Annotated in this window: 14 protein-coding genes; 6 read left to right on the top strand and 8 right to left on the bottom strand. The window is 44.7% G+C overall.

All coding sequences use genetic code 11. From position 1 onward, the window contains the following. Positions 1-77: 77 nt before the first annotated feature. Positions 78-2,843 carry a MobF family relaxase gene (mobF, locus tag AC23N5_RS24225; RefSeq protein WP_487757600.1) on the top strand — a complete coding sequence of 922 codons (2,766 nt, stop codon included), beginning with the start codon at positions 78-80 and terminating at the stop codon, positions 2,841-2,843. After that, positions 2,827-3,222 carry a hypothetical protein gene (locus AC23N5_RS24220; protein WP_487757599.1) on the top strand — a complete coding sequence of 132 codons (396 nt, stop codon included), beginning with the start codon at positions 2,827-2,829 and terminating at the stop codon, positions 3,220-3,222. The genes mobF and AC23N5_RS24220 overlap by 17 nt, the downstream gene beginning before the upstream one ends. A 252-nt stretch (positions 3,223-3,474) precedes the next feature. Here the strand turns inward: AC23N5_RS24220 and AC23N5_RS24215 are convergent, their stop codons facing one another. Next, on the bottom strand, positions 3,475-5,526 hold the full coding sequence (locus AC23N5_RS24215; RefSeq protein ID WP_487757598.1) for a beta strand repeat-containing protein: 2,052 nt from the start codon (positions 5,524-5,526) through the stop codon (positions 3,475-3,477). 415 nt (positions 5,527-5,941) lie between these two features. Next, positions 5,942-7,117, bottom strand: a complete 1,176-nt coding sequence (locus AC23N5_RS24210) for an ATP-binding protein (protein ID WP_487757597.1) — start codon at positions 7,115-7,117, stop codon at positions 5,942-5,944. 377 nt (positions 7,118-7,494) lie between these two features. Here AC23N5_RS24210 and AC23N5_RS24205 point away from each other — a divergent pair, with 377 nt between their 5' ends. Beyond that, positions 7,495-8,607 carry an endonuclease/exonuclease/phosphatase family protein gene (locus tag AC23N5_RS24205; RefSeq protein ID WP_487757596.1) on the top strand — a complete coding sequence of 371 codons (1,113 nt, stop codon included), beginning with the start codon at positions 7,495-7,497 and terminating at the stop codon, positions 8,605-8,607. A gap of 49 nt (positions 8,608-8,656) precedes the next feature. On the opposite strand, the gene AC23N5_RS24200 is transcribed toward AC23N5_RS24205, so the two are convergent. Beyond that, positions 8,657-8,866, bottom strand: coding sequence for a hypothetical protein (locus AC23N5_RS24200; RefSeq protein ID WP_487757595.1), 210 nt, complete (start codon positions 8,864-8,866; stop codon positions 8,657-8,659). Positions 8,867-9,138: 272 nt separating this feature from the next. Between AC23N5_RS24200 and AC23N5_RS24195 the strand changes: the two genes are divergently transcribed. Next, complete coding sequence (locus AC23N5_RS24195) at positions 9,139-11,082, top strand: hypothetical protein (protein ID WP_487757594.1); 1,944 nt, start codon at positions 9,139-9,141, stop codon at positions 11,080-11,082. A 398-nt stretch (positions 11,083-11,480) separates the two neighbouring features. Here AC23N5_RS24195 and AC23N5_RS24190 read toward each other — a convergent pair whose 3' ends face one another. The 5 genes from AC23N5_RS24190 to AC23N5_RS24170 all read right to left on the bottom strand — a co-directional run bounded on the left by AC23N5_RS24190 (position 11,481) and on the right by AC23N5_RS24170 (position 15,634). Then, positions 11,481-12,377 (bottom strand): ArdC family protein, encoded by an 897-nt coding sequence (locus AC23N5_RS24190; RefSeq protein WP_487757593.1) that lies wholly within the window; start codon positions 12,375-12,377, stop codon positions 11,481-11,483. 264 nt (positions 12,378-12,641) lie between these two features. Then, positions 12,642-13,115: a JAB domain-containing protein gene (locus AC23N5_RS24185; protein ID WP_487757592.1), complete on the bottom strand. Its 474-nt coding sequence runs from the start codon at positions 13,113-13,115 to the stop codon at positions 12,642-12,644. 12 nt (positions 13,116-13,127) lie between these two features. Further along, positions 13,128-14,036, bottom strand: coding sequence for a toprim domain-containing protein (locus tag AC23N5_RS24180; RefSeq protein WP_487757591.1), 909 nt, complete (start codon positions 14,034-14,036; stop codon positions 13,128-13,130). A gap of 54 nt (positions 14,037-14,090) precedes the next feature. Further along, on the bottom strand, positions 14,091-14,279 hold the full coding sequence (locus AC23N5_RS24175) for a helix-turn-helix domain-containing protein (protein ID WP_028524510.1): 189 nt from the start codon (positions 14,277-14,279) through the stop codon (positions 14,091-14,093). Between the two features lie 176 nt (positions 14,280-14,455). Further along, a complete protein-coding gene (locus AC23N5_RS24170) occupies positions 14,456-15,634 on the bottom strand; it encodes a tyrosine-type recombinase/integrase (RefSeq protein WP_487757590.1) in 1,179 nt (392 codons plus the stop codon). 514 nt (positions 15,635-16,148) lie between these two features. Between AC23N5_RS24170 and AC23N5_RS24165 the strand changes: the two genes are divergently transcribed. Both AC23N5_RS24165 and AC23N5_RS24160 read left to right on the top strand, forming a co-directional pair. After that, complete coding sequence (locus tag AC23N5_RS24165; protein ID WP_487757589.1) at positions 16,149-16,853, top strand: DUF6088 family protein; 705 nt, start codon at positions 16,149-16,151, stop codon at positions 16,851-16,853. After that, complete coding sequence (locus AC23N5_RS24160) at positions 16,850-17,842, top strand: nucleotidyl transferase AbiEii/AbiGii toxin family protein (protein ID WP_487757588.1); 993 nt, start codon at positions 16,850-16,852, stop codon at positions 17,840-17,842. The genes AC23N5_RS24165 and AC23N5_RS24160 overlap by 4 nt, the downstream gene beginning before the upstream one ends. Positions 17,843-17,926 lie beyond the last annotated feature (84 nt).

Genomic DNA, 17,926 nt, shown 5'->3' with positions numbered 1-17,926 from the left:
CTTACCCGTGATGTACCCGCAGTAACCAAACGCAAAAGTGCCCCCAAGGCGCTCCAAACCCCCGTACACTTGGTGTCATGATCCGCATGATTCAAAGCAGCAGCGCTGCCCACGCCAAAGCCTATTTTTCCGAAGCCCTCGCCAAGGCTGATTACTACATCAACGACCAAGAACTTAGCGGTCGTATTGAGGGAAAATTAGCCGAGCGGTTGGGGGTGACAGGAAAGGCCACCAAGGAGGCCTTCTTTGCCCTGTGCGAGAATACCCACCCCCTGACGGGTGAGCCGCTGACGGCTCGCACCAAAGACGAACGCACGACGGGATACGACATCAACTTTCACTGTCCTAAATCGGTGTCGATTCTTCACGCCCTGTCGCAGGATGACCACCTGTTGGAAGCCTTTCGGCAGAGCGTACAGGCGACCATGCTCGACATCGAAGCCGACGCTAAAACCAGGGTGCGTAAAAATAATACCTACGATGACCGCGCCACGGGGGAGCTGGTTTGGGCTGATTTTATCCACCAAACCGCCCGCCCCGTAGAAGGTCATGCCCCCGACCCCCACCTGCACGCGCATTGTTTTGTGTTTAATGCCACTTGGGACGAAACCGAACGACAAATCAAAGCCGCCCAATTCCGCGACATCAAACGCGACATGCCCTACTACCAAGCCCGTTTTCACAAACGGCTCTCCGACCAACTGATGGCATTGGGCTACGAAATTCGACGGACAGAAAAGTCCTTTGAAGTGGAAGGCGTACCGCAGCGCGTCATTGACCTGTTCTCCAAACGCACCGATGAGATTGGGCGGGTCGCTCAGGAAAAAGGCATTACGGACGCCAAAGAACTGAGCGAACTCGGCGCAAGAACTCGCGCCAAAAAACAGGCGGGACTCAGTATGGCCGAATTAAAGTCGGATTGGAAACGTCAAATTCACTCCTCAGATACCCGTGAGCAAAACGAAGGCCAACGGGTGGTTCGCTACCCATCAGGGGACAAACGGCCTATCAAAGAAAAAGTACTTAACCCGCAGCAGTGCCTTGACCACGCCCTGCACCACGGTTTTGAACGGGCCTCAGTACTGCAAGACCGTCGTTTGTTGGAAACGGCCTACCGCCAAGGCATTGGTCATATGTCGGTTTCCTTGGCGCAGATTACCGATTGTTTCCAAACGGACGAGCGGCTGATTCACGTCAAAGAAGCGGGGCAAACCCTGTGCACGACCCGAGAGGTACTTTCCCAAGAGCAGCGCATGGTACAATTGGCGCGGGCGGGTCAGGGCAAATTAGTTCCCCTGTACGCCCAATCGCCCGAGCTTGCCCTGAGTGGTCAACAGGCTGAAGCCGTCCGTCACGTACTGACAACGACCAACCGTGTATGCATCATTCGCGGAGCGGCGGGGTCGGGTAAAACCACCTTGATGCAAGAAGCCGTCAAACACATGGAAGCAGCGGGCAAAAAAGTAACGGTGGTGGCTCCCACGGCCCAAGCCTCACGGGGCGTATTGAAAGAAGAAGGCTTTGAGCAAGCCGACACGGTGGCCAAACTGCTGGTGGACAAAGAAATGCAGCACCTGCTCACGGGACAAGTGCTGTGGGTGGACGAAGCGGGACTACTGGGTACCAAAGACATGAGTGCCCTGCTTGAGTTGGCAAGCCAAAAGAACGCTCGCCTGATTTTGGGCGGGGATACTCGCCAACACGCCGCCGTCGTGCGCGGGGATGCTTTGCGTATTTTGAACACGGTAGGCGGCATCAAATCGGCAGAAGTGAGTAAAATTTACCGCCAGCGGAATGAGAACTACCGTTCGGCGGTGGAGGACTTGGCACAGGGAGAAGTCAAGAATGCGTTTTCAACCTTGAATGCGATGGGCGCTATTCACCAAGTTGATGTCCTCAACCCCCACGAGCAATTGGTTAACGCTTATACGGCAGCCCTCAAAGCGGGTAAATCCGCGTTGGTGGTTTCTCCCACTCACCAGCAGGGCGAGGAAGTCACCCAAGCCATTCGGGAGAGACTGCGGGCATCCAAGCAGTTGGGCAAGAAAGAAATCACCCTTCCCCGTCTGATGAACCTCAATTTGACGGAAGCGGAAAAAAGTGATTGGCAGAATTTTAAGCCTGGGATGCGGGTTCAGTTGAACCAAAACCGCCCAGGGTTCAAACGGGGTAGCGTGTGGCAGGTGGAAAGCAGCAGCGAGAGCGGGGTTCGACTCAAAGACGAAAACGGTGAGACAGCGCTACTGCCCTTGCACCGAAGCGGAGATTTTGAGATCTACAAACAAAGCGAGATTGCGCTCTCCAAAGGGGATAGGATACGACTGACCCGCAACGGTTTTGACCAGCACAAAAAGAGGCTCAATAACGGCGAGTTACTCACGGTAAGTTCGGTGAACAAAAAAGGCGAGTTGGTGCTACAAAATCCCGTTAGTCGAACCAAGTTTCATCTGGACAAAGACTACGGGCATTTGGCCCACGCCTATTGCATTACCTCGCACGCTTCGCAGGGAAAAACGGTGGATGAGGTGTTTATCGCCCAACCCGCCGCGACGTTTCCCGCCACGGACGCCAAGCAGTTTTACGTTTCGGTGTCACGGGGTCGGAGTGGAGTGCATATTTATACCGACAACAAAGAAGAATTAATGCAGCACGCCCAGCGACTTGGTGACCGACAATCGGCCATGGAGCTGGTGGGCAAAAAGAACCGCACGCACGAACTGGCGGAACAACAGCTGCGAAACCAGCGTAGTAAGCTACCTGCCCTTGCTAAAAATAAAGCTACCCTGAAGGACAAGCCCTCACCGCACAAATCCAAAGACCGACACTATGAACCCGAACTTTAAGCTACGTTTTGACCAGATGAAAGAAAGCAATCCCGCAGATACTGCTTCCGAAAAGGAGGTGGGGGTTGCTTCCAACGAGTATGCCTTGGCTCGCCCGTTGAATTTGTGTTTGGCATGGCCCGACGGCAAACGCTTTTTTCTAAATTATTCTTACTTGGTGGCGGGGGAGCTGACGACCAGTGGAGCGCAAAACGAGGTCATTCTCTACTTTTCGGCCTACACGGTCAGGCTGAAAGGATACGAATTGGAGACGATGTTTTTAGCGTTGTCTGACCATGTCATCGCCCAGGTAGTGGTCACCGAAGCCCGCTACCTCACGACGAAAGAGACGGGAGTGCCCGTCGTCACCGAGATAAGGGTAGAATTAGTGGATAAATAAGAGGACGATCAATCGCTGCTAATAACCAATTTTTACGTTCTGTATTTCTTGTAGGTGGTTAATTATAGGCAAACTTTATTCTGAAAACAATCTACGATCAAAATACACCAAACCATTGCGCGATTTAAAGCAAGGTATCAGCATCCGCAAAGTGGCTAAGATACATGATTTATCCGCCGATACAGTGCAGCGGATAAAGAAGCTAATATAATATTGATACTTTGTAGCGATAACTTATACAAATTGTATAGCCTAATATTCCACATGATAGGCGGTTGCTTTCATGATATTTCCTGCGTGCCCTGGAGTCATCGAAACGTTTATATAAAGTATATTAGAAGATGTTATTGACGGAATCGCATAGTTCTGTACTTTTATTCGTGTAAAACCAACATTTCCAGAAGCGTTATATACCATAAGCTCTTCAGCAATAGTTGCGGCTGTTGTTGTAGTAGCTCTGATAGTTGCTCGATATACAAAACTTCCCTCTGCAATTGTCGCACTAACGGGTCCTCCATCTACCCCTGAAGATGTTGTTGCACCATAGCTAATACTTAGAGCTATATACCTAGAAGTACTTACATTAGTTTGACTATAGTTACCAAAAACAACTACTTCAAATGGTTTGGTGGTAGAAATGGCATTTGCAGGAATAGTCAATCCACCTGCAGCGCTAGGACTAACTGGGTTGATAACATTTGTTCCTGACCCCGTTAAAAAAGTCGAACCGCTGCTGACACCACTAAGCGATGTCCAAGCCGTGCCATTGCAATATTCCATGTTAGGGCTGTTATAGCGGATATAACCTGCATAGGTTGAGTTACAGGTTGGGTTACTATAACCAACGCCCAAAATACCATCAACAAACAGTTGAGCCTCATTATCGCCAAAGGCATACACGCCATCAGTATCATATGTACCATAGAAAGCACCGCCAATATTCATAAATCGAGAACTAGTATCTGTTAACCCACGTGCAGAGTTACCAATAAGAATGTTCTCCGTTGGTGCTGTGAGGGGTGTTGTCCCATTGGCAATATAAGACCCAGCTTGATGGCCTATGAATGTATTTGATGCACCAATAATATTATATCTACCAGCAGATGAACCAATAAACACATTCTGTCCCCCAGTAGTATTATCTCTTCCGCTAAAAGTCCCTATAAATGTATTGGCCATTCCATTATTATTTTCACCAGATAATGCCCCCACAAATGTACTAGCGCCCGCAGTGGTGTTATTACGACCACTACTTGCACCAACAAAGGCATTATTAGTTCCAGTGGTATTAGAAAGCCCACTTCCCCCGCCAATAAATGTATTAAAATTACCTACAGAACCAGTAGCTGTACTTGCTCCTGCTTGGTAGCCTATAATAGTGCTTTCCGTTCCTAAAATATACCCCGCACTAGGGCCCATTGCCGCACCCGTACCTAGCACAACACTATTAGTACCAGCTGTGTTATAAAGACCTGATTGGTGTCCGATAAAAGTATTCTGACTTGCAGTATTATTGCGTCCCGCATAAGCTCCTACAAAGGTATTTTGGCCTGCTGTTGTATTTTGTGTACCAGCTTCATTGCCTACAAAAGTATTAGCAGACCCCGTGGTATTTGATTGTCCGACCCATGAGCCTAAAAATGTGTTACTATTGCCTGTTGTATTGCCCATACCAGTTTGTACACCAAGAAATGCATTTGCACTACCACTAGTATTAGCTAAACCCGTTTGAAAACCCACAAATGTATTATATGAGTTTGTAGTAACAGTACCCGCCCGATAACCAATAAAGGTATTGCCAGTAAGAGTAGTAGCAGAATTGCCTGCTTCACGGCCTAAGAACACGCTTGTATTACTACCATCAGTGCTAAATCCCAAAAAGTTGTGGTTACTTCCTGTAATTTGGAAAACATCCCCGCCTGTAGCACTGGTCACACTTTGCGGCCACGAAAGTGAGCCACCACCCGTAAGCGATGTCCAAGCACTGCCATTGCAATATTCCCAAGTGGAACCACCTGCGTAGCGCAGGCGACCCGATCGCGCACTGTTACAAGTACTCGTATCATTGCCAAATTTTATACTTTCCCAGCCACTAAAATTACGCCCACTGAGGGTTGCATAGGCCGAACCATTACAAATTAATCTTTCACAAAATCCCGAAGCACAACTTTCATAGGCATTACCTGCATCGCCAGCGACTGCACAAGGCGGGTTTTGTGCGTGTGCCGCAGGGCTATATAAAACCGCCCACAAGCAACATAGGACAGCAAAAGCTATTTGTTTGTAGGTTGTGGTAATGCCCATAACGTCCAAACTCCTTTATGGTTACAATAGTGCCAAATGTCTTTTTGGGTGTGATAACGCCAAGAGCCAGTTTGGCATGTGGGATTGTTTTTTTCTTCGGCGATTGTTTTGAGTTCAATAGTTGGTTTTTGATAAATCCACGGCGATAAGGCAGGTTCTTTGGCATACCCAAAAGAGGTTGAACATAGTAACATCGCTAAACCGCAGAGATAACATAAGTAACGCATGATAGAAATCTCTAACTCCCTAAAACTTTGATTACTAAGTCATAAGCACTTTTTGAGATTTATCAAGCCTGCCTATGAGGTAGAATTATTGTAATGCTACGGCTTGGACGGATAGGTAAGTATTCATTCGAGGCATTTTCTACTTCATTTTTTAGCAATGGTTTTTCCAAGAGCAATGTACATTGTTTTTACCAACGGCTTATTTCGCTCATCATCTCAAGCAACGATACGGCAGTGACGTTTTTGGAAATAAGAAACTTTTCTGTCCCCGAATAAACGACAAATTGTTTGGTTGCCTGTAGGTCTTCACACCCTAAATAAAACCCTTTAGACACAGAAGGTGCCTGTGAGCGTTTTATTTCAATCGCATAACGTTGTTGGCTATTTTTTTCGATGACCAAATCAATTTCTGCTCCTGCGGATGTACGATAAAACCAGGGCGTTAGTCCTGGCGGCAACACGGATAACAGATTTTCAATGACAAATCCTTCCCAGCTGGCTCCAACCACAGGATGTCCCAATAAATCATCCAATGAGGTCAGGTTCAACAGTGCATGGGTCAAACCACTGTCTCGAATGTAAACTTTAGGCGTTCTGACAAGGCGTTTTCCGATATTACCCGACCAAGGACGCAGGGTTCGAATGAGTAGCAAATCTTCTAGTAGCTCAATGTAACGTTTGGCAGTCGGGGCTGCAATATCCAAATTGGCTCCCAGCGCAGCTACGTTCAACTGCCCTCCTTGGCTGTGGGCCAACATAGTCCATAAACGCCGTAAGGTAACCGCTGGAATGCGGGGACCAAATTGAGGCACCTCTCGTTCCAAGTAGGTATTGATAAAATTCAGTCGCCACCTCAGGCTGGCCGCATCACTTTTGGCTAGAAAACTATCGGGAAACCCGCCCCGTAACCATAGTTGGTCACGGGCGGCAGGGGTTACTTCAACTTCTGAAACGTTAAAACCAGAAAGCTCCCGATAGGCTATCCTGCCCGCGAGTGATTCCGACGATTGTTTCAACAAATCCAAAGAGGCCGAGCCTAAAATTAAAAACTGTCCTGTTTTCTGTCCTTGCCTACGTCGTCGGTCGATGACGCCCCGCAGAATGGAAAATAACTCTGGTATCCGCTGAATTTCATCCAAGATGATGAGTTGATGTTGATGTAATTCAAAATAAGCCTCGGGTTCGCTGAGTTTAGCGCGATCTCGGGGACTTTCCAAATCAAGGTAAACGGGCTGGGGGCTTATGGTATCAGCCAATTCCTGCGCCAGCGTGGTTTTCCCCACTTGGCGAGGCCCTAATACGCCAACGGCGGGAAATTCCTCCAGCAATTGCGCGATTTCTAAAGTAGTATTACGTTTAATCATCCTTGCAATTATAACACATTGTGTTTGATTTGCAAGGATAAAATTTAAAGGTTTTTATTGAGAATTGCCAAAATCGGCTTAAAAAAACGGGGTTTAGGGTATTGGAAAAGACAAAACGCCCTTTCGCATCGGTACTCGTCGGCCCCTCAATTGCAGAAATTTGCAGGGGTAGTGTCTGGTGGTATTCATCGGGCAAATAGGCTTCTAATTATCTTTCCAACGATTAATCATCGCTCTCTGCGTTCACTTCAAAAATTGAAATAGACATACCCACTAAATATCCCCTATGTCCTTGATAGGTAGTCTCATACCGTTTGATAACTTTATTACTACCCTAAAAAAATGCGTTGTATTTTTAGGGTAAAACTCTTACTCTTATGAAAATAGCTTCCTTCAACGTAGAAAATTTATTTGACCGACCTAAGGTATTTAATGAAACCCAAGCGGTAAGTGATCAAGTCAACGACCAAGTCACTCGGTTGAACAATCTTTTGGAATTAGACCGATATTCCGAGCAGGACAAAACACAAATAAAAGCCTTGCTGATTGCCTTAGGACTGGAAAGGTCAGACGAAAGTACCTTTGTTCTTTTGAGGCAAAACCGAGGTAAACTGTTGTCTCGTCCCACCAACAAGCCCATTGAAGTAGTAGCCGACGGGCGCGAGGATTGGATAGGCTGGTTAGAATTAAAAACCGCCCCAGTCAACCAAATCGCCATTCGCAACACGGCCCAGGTACTGCGTGACGTAGATGCAGACATCATGGTGGTCATCGAAGCGGAGAATCGAATTGCGCTGAAACAATACAGTGAAATTGTCCTCAAAAGTGTTGAGGGACACCCTTATGAGGAAATCATGATCATTGACGGGAACGACCCTCGCGGCATCGATGTCGGGGTAATGACCAAAAATGGTTTTACCATCGGACGAATGCAGAGCCACGTACACGATAAAGATGTCGCAGGGCGACTTATTTTCAGTCGTGACTGTCCTGAATACCTCATCAAGACACCTTCGGGAGAGTCCATTTGGGTGTTGCCAAACCACTTTAAGAGTAAGTTTGGCGGTGACGATGCCGCTTCGCGTCGGAAACGGTTAACCCAGGCCAATCGAGTCAAAGAAATTTACCAGCGGCTTACAGCCGAAGGAGAAACCAACGTCATTGTTTTGGGCGATTTGAACGATACGCCCACGAGTCAGGCACTGAGGCCATTGTTGGAAGAAACCGACCTACAAGATGTTTCAACGCACCCCGATTTTGATACTGGGGAGTTTGCTGGCAAAGGCACGTTTGGTTTGGGGAATGACAATAACAAAATAGACTATATTTTGCTTTCCCCCGCCCTTTTTGCCCGAATTACCGCTTGTGGATTATTTCGCAAAGGGGCGTGGCCAGGTAAATCGCCCAAACGTTGGACAGTGTATCCCGAATTGAAGGAAGAAATTCACGCGGCGAGCGACCACCACTTGATTTGGGTGGAACTTCAGTAAATAGCCTCAAAAAAAGCTGGGCCGAGGATAGCCTCGACCCAGTTCGAGCTTAGATTTCTTTGGGCTTATTTTTACGAACCACCAGCGAGACAGGTTGCCCCAAAACGGTCAGGGACAGGTTAAATCCGTCTTTATCGCCGTGTTCCCAAGCTACCCCAGTAATAATCCAATCTTGTTTTTCACTCCCTTCTTTGGCTTTCAGGTAGTAAGCCGTATGCGTAGGTGATTTTTTCGTAGTTTGGTTTTCAGTAGTCATCATCCATTCTCCTTTGTTGTGTGGTAGATGATGGAAGCAAAACGGGCTCAAAAAGAACCAGATAGCTCCCCGAAGTAACCATTAGTGTTAGATTATGGAAGTATTTTTAGCTTGTTGTTTTTCAATAGTCATGGGCACTTATGAGATGATCCAATTTAATCAATAGATTAGCTAAAAAAAATGAAGTTATAGTTGAAATATTTTTAATTTTCAAATTATTGTTATAAATTTTCGATTAAGTATTAAAGTATCACAACATTTTAAACAATAATAAGATGCCACGAAGCAAAAGTCGGTTTAAACGAAATAAATCCGAAAAAGAAAAAAAACGTTCTAAAGCAGAACTTCAGAAATCTGCAAGCCAAAAATCTATAAAAAATAATGGGTTTGAGATGGTAACTAAAGGAAATTTTGTACATCTAAAAAACACGAGAACAGCGGAGGAACATGAACGTATTCTGGAAAGCATGAGAGAAAACAGGCCTCAGATGCTTGTTTCAATACAGAATGAGATTCAAGAAGTTGTGAATATTTTTGAAGAGTATGATAATTTGAAATTGCTAGGTGGGCTAGCTTACAATCAACTTAAGGAACAGAATAATCCTGGTAGTGATGGCCTAGGAGAACTAATATTAGACTACGGACTTAGTTTTTCTACATCAATCCAAGGTACCCCACAAAAGGCTCCTACGATTCAAATAATTGAAACCTTGATTAAAAGACTTGAAGCTATTAGATTTTACTATCAATGGTATATATTGTCAGAAGGAGCAACAGATCAATATCTTCTGGTTGAACATAAACTTAGATTCAAGATGGTTGTGGAGTCTCTATTTATAAGAGGAGATGGATATTCAGAACATATTTATACACTTTATACAGAATTGTTTTCAGGCCATGATGATTTTTTAAAAGAGAAATATGGATTTACTTCAGTGGATATATTAGAAACGATACTTCAGCTTGAAAATTCTTTTGCGACTAGACTTACTCTGCCAAACAATATACCACATATAGCAAATTATAACAGGTTTATGGAATGGTCGGATAGTAAAAATGTAGATGAGGTTATAGCTTCAGGTGTGCATTTTATTGATGCTTTCGGTCACGACAATCCTGATATAGTTATAAAAGATTCCAAGGTTGTTTCATATCCATTAAACCAAATCAGTACTTATCCCGAGTTATTTAAGATTAGATTTAGAAAAAACATTCACCGACTAGTAGTTGATGCAATTTCACAAGAATTTGGCGATAACACTGAATTTTTGAACCCAAGCATTAAGTGTTTCCCACTTACCGATTCAAAAACTACAACGAAGCCAGTTATTAAAATGGGTAATGACTATTATTTGTTTTCTTTTACATTACCTACTAGAAACCTATTGAATATTACTGAATCACTAATAAAAGAAGCTGACATAAATTATTACAAGAATAAATATATAGGCAATGATTATAATAAATCAAGAGATAATTACTTGGAAGAAAAAGCCGCGATGCTTTTTAAAAAGATGATTCCAAGTTCACAGATATTTTCCGGCTTGAAGTATAGAGCACCTGATGCAACCGGTAAAACTGCTGAAACAGAACTGGATATATTAATAACTTCTGGTCATGCAAACTATCTTATTGAAGTTAAGGCTGGAGGATTGTCTGCTCCTGCCAAAAGAGGGGCTTTAGAAAGACTGACAGGGCAACTTAAAAAAGGTGTAGGAGTAGGTTATGGCGCATTCCAAAGCTTTCGTGCTCTAAATTACATTCTTTCTAACGATATGCCGATATTTAAAGAAAAAAATAGAACAATAACACCTGTTGATAAATCAAAAAAAATATTTCGAATAACAGTTACAATGGAGCACCTTTCTGGAGTAATTGCAAATATGTATGATCTTAAGGAAATTGGTGTAATCGATAATAACGTTGATTTTGCATGGACTTGCAGCATTTTTGATTTAATGATATTTTCTGAAATCATTGAATCTGAAGAAGATTTTATTGATTTTCTTGAGAAAAGAATGGAACTATATCATAGGCCAAAGATGGAATTTAATGATGAAATTGACATTCTTGGGCATTTTTTGAAACATAACCTTGAATTTGATGAAGATAAAATAGACCCTCAATCAACCATAATAATGAGTAAATTTTCTAGAGAAATTGATGCATTCTTTGAAAAAGGAGAGCAAAAACCAAAGAGAGCAATGAAAAAACAATAGCATCTATATTTGCACCATGTAAATGGTTCTATATGATTTGCCTGTGACTAAGCCGTCGCGTAGCGACGGGGTGACTTAGAATCCCACAAACTTCACATAGAGCCTATTTTATTCTAAGAAAATTCTTACTTTGATAAATAATTTTCTTGATTTTGTCAGATTCAAGTTATAAGTGTGTCAAATTAAAACCCAGTTGATTTTCGACACATATGAAGTTTATTAAAGCTATTACTGAAAAGATTGCGGTAAATAAAGGTTGTTTTGCTATCAACTAAAAAATAGTTAAAAATTTGTGCAGCAAAACAAATTCAATAGACCCTAATAAATGCATTTTTTCTTAACAACATTCATCAATATAGTTGCAAAGAGAGATATTGTATGAACGTTTCATCAGTTACTTACGGAGCTGGGAGGGTGTGAATGTACTCCATGGCTTTTTGGGCATGGGAAGCGGCGGAGAAAATAAAACGCTTGTCGTTTTGCAATACTTGCAACCACGATTGAATGTAAGCGGAATGCTCTTGCTCGGGAATAGGTTCAAAACCTAAATCGACTGCTAAGAAACACGCCCCTAATTCGGCCACCAATTCTTCTTTGGCGTAGCCTTCATCGCCGTACTGTTTGCGGCCTAAATCACGGTTTAGGCGAGAAGGATGCTTGGTCCAGTGGGTCAATTCGTGCGCCAATGTTCCATAGTAGGCCACGGCACTTTCAAAACTCTCCAGCGGCGGCATTTGAATGCGGTCGGTCAACGGATGGTAAGCGGCCTTCGTACCCGTGTAGATGTCCGCTTTGGTTTGAGCAAAAAAATCTTCCAACGTTTGTATGCGTTGCGGCGCGTTGTCAGGTATGATGGTTTCAGGAACCGCATAGTAAGAAGTGGGTAGCCCTTCGATTTGGGCGGCGTTGAACACCGTGTAAGTTTTGAGGAAAGGAATTTGACGGGAATTGGTTTCGCCATCGGGTGTTTCTTTATCCCGAACTATTTTATCGGCATACACTACTTGCTCGCCCTTCTCACCCTTGCGAACGTTGGCTTTGAGTTCAATGGCCTGATTAAACGTCATCCAATGAGGTAATTGATAGCCTTTTTCGGCGGCGGTTCCCCACAGCACCAAGGTGTTAATACCCGAATAAGGAATGTTGTTCCAACGCAGCGGGCGCATCACCTGCCCCGCCATTTGCTGAGAATTCCACGGCTTGCGCCAGGTCAGGTGTCCCTTCTCCAAATCGGCGAGGATTTTATTGGTGACGCGGGCGTAAATATCAGGTTGTGATGTCGTTGCTGGTTTCAAGGAAGCCTCCGTAAAAGTTGGGTAAAAAGAGCGGGTTGGTTGTTAGTTTTCAGGAGTTGATTTCCTTTCTTTTCCTGGGAATGACGGGGATTGCCTTCCCGACGTAAAAGCGAAGAAGCCCACTTGAATTTTGGTTGGGCGGGGAATGCGCCAGCAGGCGAAAATTATGGTTGGCGGACTGAGTGGCGTCGGGTACATCCCCTTGTTGCATTCAGAGGAATAGAAAGGTGATAAAACAAAAAACAAACGGAGCGTTTCCAACGATCAACTGGGCATCAAACCATCATCTGCCAACGAACAATAACGGTGCGGCGTAACAATCAGGTGGTCGATGACGGAGATTTCCAGCAGTTTGCCCCCTTGCATTAATTTGCGCGTCAGGTCTAAGTCGGCTTCGCTGGGTTTGAGGGTTCCCGAAGGGTGATTATGGGCCAAAATGAGGCTACTCGCTCGGGTCTTTAGGGCGGTGGCAAAGATAATTCGAGGGTCAACCAGACAGCCCGTAATGCCCCCCGTGGCAATATCAGACACCCCCAAACAGGTATGTCGGCGGTCGAGCAACAAAATTTTAAACTGTTCGACGAGTTCAATGCGATTGTCGTCCCAACTTTGACGCAAAATGTCATAGGCCGTCGAAGAACTGGTAATTTCAATACGGTCTTCGAAGGGAATCCTGTTTTTATAAACGATCTCGACTTCGTTGACACGGTAAAGCGCTCGAATATCTTCCTGTGGCATGACAAACCCTCCCTACATGGACAAATTACGTTGGTGCATGTGCCAAGCATTGACATCTTTGTGTGGCGCATAAACGGCATTCATGGGTTGATGGGTGAGTCCTTGCTGCGTTTTACAAAAGTCAGCCAAGGTGGCTGTTGCTTTTTCACCCGCAGGGTCGTTGTCCATCCAGCTGTAGGCCAGTTGATACCCGTAGTTGTGGAGGTAAGGCAGGGCTTGTTTGAGGCACGCTAACGAATTGAGGACAATGGCATCGCCATTCAGTCGGTGGTGATTGGTCTGGGCAAGGGCCGACAAGTAATCCATAAACCCCTCAAAGAGGTGGATGCTGTTGGGCTTGGGCGTTGTCCCGCGAATAAAACTAATTGCCTTGGGGCGCAGGCAGCCTTTGAAAAAAGGGTTTCTGAGCTCAAAACCGCCCTCTTCGTTTTCAAAACCCAAGGCAAAAAAGCTTTTTTGGGTCTGTGGATTGCGAAGGTGAAGTTCTTTGAGGTGCTGGCGGGCGAGTGCCAGCGCTATCCCGCGTTTTTTGAGGTAATTAATGAGCCCCAAATGTTGAATGGGTTTCTTGGTTTTTAGCAGGAGAGCGGGATCGGGTGGGTTTTCTTCTGGAAAGGCAATGGGAGTGATTTGGTAGGCGGCTCCCACCATGTTTTTAATCCAGCGCAGGGCATCGGAAACGGTATGGTCTTGGCGGTGGGATTTGAGGTAGAGGCACACAAAATGCACCAAGTCGCCCCCGATACCCTCGCCGAAGTCGTACCAAAGGTTGGATTTTAAATCGACTTGAAAACTGGCCGTTTTTTCTTGGCGCAAAGGCGAAAGATACCACGCTTTGAGTTGCGTGACGCGTCGGGGAGGTGTTCCAAGCCTGTCCAGAATTTCAGTCATGGGAATGGTTTTGGCATCGGCTATGTTCATAGCGGTGCTCCGTTCAATAAGGGATGGAGGGGAGTAGAAGAAAAGTAAGCGCGGTCAGCTGCTGAGTCGTTGCTCAATGAACTTGTCTAAGTCGGAGCGACGGTAACGCACGGCGCGTCCGATTTTGATGGGCTTGAGGTCGTAACGTTTGGTACAATCCCAAACGGCCAATGTACCAGGGGATACCCGAAGGTACCGAGCTGCACTTTTTCGATCCAGTAACGGTTCGTTCGTATTCTGCATACACCCTCCTCGTGGTTCAAAACCAATTACCTGCCTGACGCGATTTCCGTCACAGGAATATAGTCATCTTACGATAGGAAGATATTCACAGTCAATGGATAAAGGATTCCATTAATGATAAATAAGAAGGGAACGGTGACGATGGCAACAAGATTACCCATTCGGGTAATGCTGTCCTATCGTACTTTATCAATGTAATCCGCGTATTCTTGCATCATTTGGATACGTTGGGGCAAAAACTGGGCTCGGTCGTAGGCTCGGTCAACGCTGCTTTTGGGTACGTGTGCCAGTTGCCTGTCCGCAATTTCGTGCGAATAGCCCAGTTTTTCTTTTAATATCCCCAACGCCAAAGCTCGGAATCCATGCCCCGTCATTTTGCCATTGTACCCCATTCGTTTGATGGCAACGAGCATGGTGTTTTTGGACATGGGTTTTCTCGGGTTGTAATACCCAGTAAATATAAATTCTCGACCAGCATTGATTTCTTTTAGCTCCTGAAAGAGGGCCAGTGCCTGCCGTGATAACGGCACAACGTGGGGGAGGTTCATCTTCATGCGTTGGGCAGGAATAACCCACATGGCTTTTTCAAAATTTATTTCTTCCCATCGTGCTTCCACTAGTTCGCAGGTGCGAACAAACGTTAAAAGCAGTAGGTGGAGGGCTAAAAACGTTTGCCGATGAATATGGCGTTGATAATCGTTGAGGCACGTTAGAAATTCGGGAAACTCATCGACCGAAATAGAAGCATAGTGTCCTCGTTTAAATTTTTTAAGGGCGGCTTCTAAACCATACGTAGGGTCATTCTCGGCCCTGCCCGTCGCAATGGCATATTTAAAGACGTGGCTACAGGCGGCCTTCATCCTGCGGGTTAAGTCAGGCGCTGTTTTCTCCATCTTTTGCAGGCAGTTCAGCATCTGCAAAGGTTTTATCTCTGTCAGTGGAAAGTGACCTAAAAACGGGAATACGTATTTTTCAAAGCGGTGTTTGATGATTGTTGCGTGTTTTGGTTTCCACAAGGGAACTTGTTTCCAGTACCATTCCATTGCCATCGACTTAAAGTCGAGCTGTTGGTTCAACGCATTTATTTGAGCCGTCTGCTGGCGTTTTAAAACGGGGTCAATGCCCGCCTTGATTTCTTTTTTTATTTCTTCTTTGGCCTGACGAGCTCCCACGATGGAGACATCGGGGTAGGCACCAATCGAAATCCGTTTTTCTTTGCCATAAAGTCGGTATTTGAGCCGCCAGAGTTTGGTGCCCGCTGGGGTGACTTCAAGGTACAAGCCTTCCCCGTCTGCGATTTTATAGGATTTGATTTTGGGTTTGGCGGCCTGACAGGCCCTATTCGATAAAGCCACTTTAAACCTCCTGATTCTTGATAATGAGGCTGCAAACAGCCGCCACGACCAGCCATTTCATGCCCCCAATCATGCCCCCACTTTTGGTTAGTGTGGGTCTATGACAGGTAGTGAGGGTTAAACCAAGGATAGCTTTAACGTACTGCGAAAATTGAATAATTTTCGCAGCAGTAATGAGAAATAATGTCAGTAAAAAAAAGAATGGTGCCGGATGTCGCATCGCCATTTTCCTTTGAAGTACTTGAATTGAGTATAATTATGATGGGCATTTCGGTGGGATGCCCCCAATCATGCCCCCAACGGCTGTTAATGCCCGTCTAACATAGATTATCATTGCCCTATTGTTTGTGCAACTAAAGCTTGCGATTTGGGTGTTATTTTTGATTCGTTTGAAAATCTGTCGCCTTACAGAGGTAATCTTTAAACATTTATTTGTCCAGTTTTTTTACTAATAAACTGGACAAATCTAGTATGTTTGTGATAATATATTCTTATGAAAACATCTGATTACATAGTGTCTGCAATAGACAGATTGCCCAAGGGCTATGTTTTTACCTACGCTGATTTTATGGCGGAGGTAAGTCAAAAGGAAGCGGTGATAAAAGCCCTCAACCGTATGGTTCAGGCAGGCAAAATCGCTAAACTCTCAAAAGGCAAATACTATAAGCCCGAAAATACTGTTTTTGGTCCGCTGCTTCCCAACCAAAATCAGATAGTCAAAGACCTGCTCGAAGAGGATGGAAAGATTACGGGATACCTGACGGGTTACAGCATTTATAATCAATTGGGTTTAACTACCCAAATCAGTAATACCATCCAAATCGGCAAAAGAGATATTCGCCCAGCTTTTCAAAGGGAACGTTATACGATTTCGTTTATGAAGCAGAAAAATACGATTACCAAAGAAAATATTCCTCTACTACAAATTTTGGATGCCATTCGCACGATCAAAAAAATTCCTGATGCCAGTTTGCAATCCTCGGCAAAGCGCCTACTCGCTATCTTGAAAGGACTGTCAGACAACTACTTAAACACCCTAGTTCGTCTGGCGTTGAAATACCCCCCTGCGACCAGGGCCTTATTGGGAGCACTTTTAGATGAATTAAAGAAGGAATCACTGACCCTTTCTCTGTACAAAACATTGAATCCCATTACTAAATATAAATTACCTGGCTTGAATAAGTCCCTAAGTACCACCGAAAAATGGAATATCGTATGAGATTGCACGAAAATAAAACCCTTTTCAGGCAGGCGGTGCAATTCACAGCTGACCAAATGCAAATAGCAGCGATTTATGTCGAAAAAGACTATTGGGTGACCTATGCGTTATACGTTATTTTTCAACACTCCATTGGAGAAGATACTATTTTTAAAGGTGGCACCGCCTTGTCCAAATGCTTTAGCATGATAGACCGCTTTTCCGAAGATATTGATTTAGTCGTATTGAGAAGAGAGGGAGAAACGGATAGCAGACTTACTACCAAGCTTAAAAAAATTGGATCGGTCGTCAACGAAATCCTACCCGAAACAGAAATTGAGGGACTCACTCATAAAAGAGGGATGAACAGAAAAACAGCCCATGCTTTTCAGAAAGAATTTAACGGGATTTATGGACAAATAAGAGACGTCATTGTTTTAGAAGCTACTTGGCTAGGCTATTTCGAGCCCTATACATCCAAAAAGCTGAATTCATTTATCGGTAAAATGATGTTTGACAACCGCCAAGAGAATATTGCCGAAGAATACGGGTTGCTTCCCTTTGAAGTGAAGGTGATGGAACCTATTCGGACGCTCTGTGAAAAAATAATGAGCCTTGTCCGTTTCTCCTACGCAGAGAATCCCATCAGCGACTTGAAAAAGAAAATTAGGCACACCTACGATTTACATCAGCTACTGCAACAGCAAGAGTACGCTGCGTTCTTCTACTCACCTTCATTTGATGGAATGCTTTTAAAAGTAGGGCAAGATGATGTCACCAGTTTCAAAAATAATAATCAATGGCTGGCCTTTCACCCGAAAGATGCCTTGATTTTTTCAGATACAGAAAATGTCTGGAATGAACTCAAAGGGGTCTATAATGGCGAATTTAGAAATTTGGTGTACGGAGCTTTGCCAAAAGACACGCTGGTAGCAGAAACCTTAAAAAAGATTGCCAAAAGACTTTCGGAAGTGGAATGGCATATTGAGTTGCCCCCAGCTGTCCACTGAAATCTGTATTTTTAATGATAACTCATTCTTGTGGCAAAGCGACAGCATGAGTATGTCTCACAAACCACCGAAAGTCCCTGGAGA

Source organism: Runella sp. R5_40, assembly GCF_057652295.1.
Note: the sequence above shows the minus strand (reverse complement) of the source record. Positions and strands in the feature narration are given on the sequence as shown.

Coding starts and splice junctions, on each gene's coding strand:
- AC23N5_RS24185 (WP_487757592.1), bottom strand. CDS start 13,115: ATGCCACAGGAAGATATTCGAGCGCTTTACCGTGTCAACGAAGTCGAG.
- AC23N5_RS24180 (WP_487757591.1), bottom strand. CDS start 14,036: ATGAACATAGCCGATGCCAAAACCATTCCCATGACTGAAATTCTGGAC.
- mobF (WP_487757600.1), top strand. CDS start 78: ATGATCCGCATGATTCAAAGCAGCAGCGCTGCCCACGCCAAAGCCTAT.
- AC23N5_RS24175 (WP_028524510.1), bottom strand. CDS start 14,279: ATGCAGAATACGAACGAACCGTTACTGGATCGAAAAAGTGCAGCTCGG.
- AC23N5_RS24215 (WP_487757598.1), bottom strand. CDS start 5,526: ATGGGCATTACCACAACCTACAAACAAATAGCTTTTGCTGTCCTATGT.
- AC23N5_RS24205 (WP_487757596.1), top strand. CDS start 7,495: ATGAAAATAGCTTCCTTCAACGTAGAAAATTTATTTGACCGACCTAAG.
- AC23N5_RS24160 (WP_487757588.1), top strand. CDS start 16,850: ATGAGATTGCACGAAAATAAAACCCTTTTCAGGCAGGCGGTGCAATTC.
- AC23N5_RS24200 (WP_487757595.1), bottom strand. CDS start 8,866: ATGATGACTACTGAAAACCAAACTACGAAAAAATCACCTACGCATACG.
- AC23N5_RS24220 (WP_487757599.1), top strand. CDS start 2,827: ATGAACCCGAACTTTAAGCTACGTTTTGACCAGATGAAAGAAAGCAAT.
- AC23N5_RS24195 (WP_487757594.1), top strand. CDS start 9,139: ATGCCACGAAGCAAAAGTCGGTTTAAACGAAATAAATCCGAAAAAGAA.
- AC23N5_RS24210 (WP_487757597.1), bottom strand. CDS start 7,117: ATGATTAAACGTAATACTACTTTAGAAATCGCGCAATTGCTGGAGGAA.